3 protein-coding genes and 1 pseudogene are annotated in these 1928 nt (G+C 67.5%); all 4 read left to right on the top strand.

Annotated elements, in window-relative coordinates:
* Nucleotides 1-197: pseudogene (locus AC1DO7_RS41100) on the top strand (serine/threonine protein phosphatase); the annotation flags it as partial.
* The gene (locus AC1DO7_RS41095; protein WP_441616983.1) at nucleotides 178-690 is read left to right on the top strand and encodes a hypothetical protein; all 513 of its coding nucleotides are present in this window, start codon (nucleotides 178-180) and stop codon (nucleotides 688-690) included. The pseudogene AC1DO7_RS41100 and the gene AC1DO7_RS41095, both read left to right, overlap by 20 nt.
* Nucleotides 691-696: 6 nt before the next feature.
* Nucleotides 697-1335 (top strand): lysophospholipid acyltransferase family protein, encoded by a 639-nt coding sequence (locus tag AC1DO7_RS41090; RefSeq protein ID WP_441616981.1) that lies wholly within the window; start codon nucleotides 697-699, stop codon nucleotides 1333-1335.
* A gap of 5 nt (nucleotides 1336-1340) precedes the next feature.
* A partial coding sequence (locus AC1DO7_RS41085) for a phosphatidate cytidylyltransferase (protein WP_477117557.1) occupies nucleotides 1341-1928 on the top strand: 588 nt, incomplete at its 3' end.

The following is a 1928-nucleotide window of genomic DNA, read 5'->3' as shown; positions in this document are numbered from 1 at the left end:
GCGCACTGGTGGCCGCGGCCTGGCTGGCCGCACGCACCGGTGCGCGCGCCGTCGATGAGCCGCTGGCCCTGCTGCGCAAGGGGCGACCGCAAGTGGTGCTGCGCGCGGACAGCGTCGCGGCGCTGGCGGATTTCATCGGCCGCAGGCAGGCGGCGCAGTCTTCGGAAGGAACGGGCCATGGCGAGCGCAATGGATGACGACGGCCTGAACGACGGCGGCAGGCGCGATGCCGCCGCCGCGCACTGGGTGGCGCAGGCCACCGCGGGCGGGCTGGAAGCCGCGACCAGGCTGACATGGGCCGGGCTGGTGCTGGCGCTGATCAACGTACTGCTGGCCGGCACGCTGTCGCCGGCGGGCATGGTCTATCTCGCGCTGGGGATCGTGGCCGCCCTGTCCGGCGCCGTACAGTTGTGGCTGCTCGTGCGCGTCACCATCGATTGCCGGCTGTTCAAGGTGCTGGCCGATGTGATGGCGGATAGCGACGCCGGTGGCCTGGCGGGCAGTAGCGCGCCGCTGGCGGCACTGGATCGCGCGCTGCGGCAGTTGGGCTGGCTGAAGCCCGGCGTCCCCGGCGCCGCCAGCCGGAATCTGGTGGAGCGCGCCCGCGGCGCGCTGCGCTTGCTTCACTGGGCCGCGGTGCTGGCCGCCCTGCAATTGCTGGCGGCGCTGTTGCTACTCCTGCTGAGATAACGTGCAATGTGGATTTCCAAGCTGGTGGCACGCGCCATCATCCTGTTCGCTCGCCTGCTGACGGGCATGCAGGCGCGCTGGAACGGTTGCCTGCCGGCAGCCGTGCAGCGCATCTACTTCGCCAACCACAGCAGCCACGGCGATTTCGTGCTGATCTGGGGTTGCCTGCCGCCGGACCTGCGCTCGTTGACGCGGCCGGTGGCTGGCGCGGATTACTGGGACAAGTCCGCCGTGCGCCGCTTCATCGGGCGGGATGTCTTCAATGCCCTGCTGATCGACCGCACCAAGGGCAGCCAGGGTGGCGACCCGGCTGCCGATCCGGTCGCGCTGATGAAGACAGCGGTACTGCGGGGAGATTCGCTGATCCTGTTTCCCGAAGGCACGCGCAATACCACCGATGAACGGCTGCTGCCGTTCAAGAGCGGCATCTATCACCTGGCGCGCGTGTGCGGCAGCGTCGAGTTCGTGCCGGTGTGGATCGACAACCTCAACCGCGTGATGCCCAAGGGTGAGATCGTGCCGGTGCCGCTGCTGTGCACGGTTACCTTCGGCAAGCCGCTCACCCTCGGCGAGCAAGAGAGCAAGGACGATTTCCTGGCACGTTGCCGTGCCGGCCTGCTGTCGCTGGCGCCGGCGCTGGAGTAGGGACCATGATCCAATCTTATTCGAACGTACTGCGCGAGACGTGGGTGCTGTTCGCCGCGGTGTTCGGCGTGCTGGTACTGGCCTCCGCCGTGAYGGCGGTGCTGCGCTGGCGCATTGCCGGAGGCCGCCCGCACGCGGTGATCGACAACCTGGGCGCACGTGTATCCGCGTGGTGGTGGATGATCGGCGTGCTCGGCGTGGCGTTCATGCTGGGGCGCACCGCCATCATCGTGCTGTTCTACCTGCTGTCGTTCTTCGCGCTGCGCGAGTTCGTCACCATCACCACCACCCGGCGCGGCGATCATCGCGCCATCGTGGCCGCATTCTTTGTCTTCCTGCCGCTCCAATATGTACTGGTCTATATCAGCTGGTACGGGCTGTTCTCCATCCTGATCCCGGTCTATGCCTTCCTGATCCTGCCCATCCTGTCAGCGCTCTCGGCCGAGACCACGCGCTTCCTCGAGCGTTGCGCGGGCGTGCAATGGGCGGTGATGATCTGCGTGTTCTGCATATCCCACGTGCCTGCGCTGCTGACCTTGCCGATCCCGGGCTTCGAGGACCGCAACCTGCTGCTGATCGCCTTCCTGGTGATC

This window comes from Cupriavidus sp. 05N40 (assembly GCF_056397305.1).
The sequence above is the reverse complement of the archived record's forward strand: the minus strand, read 5'-3'. Positions and strand labels throughout refer to the sequence as shown.

What these genes read in the sequence shown, in the direction of transcription:
- AC1DO7_RS41095 (WP_441616983.1), top strand. Translation starts at nt 178, where the DNA reads ATGGCGAGCGCAATGGATGACGACGGCCTGAACGACGGCGGCAGGCGC.
- AC1DO7_RS41090 (WP_441616981.1), top strand. Translation starts at nt 697, where the DNA reads ATGTGGATTTCCAAGCTGGTGGCACGCGCCATCATCCTGTTCGCTCGC.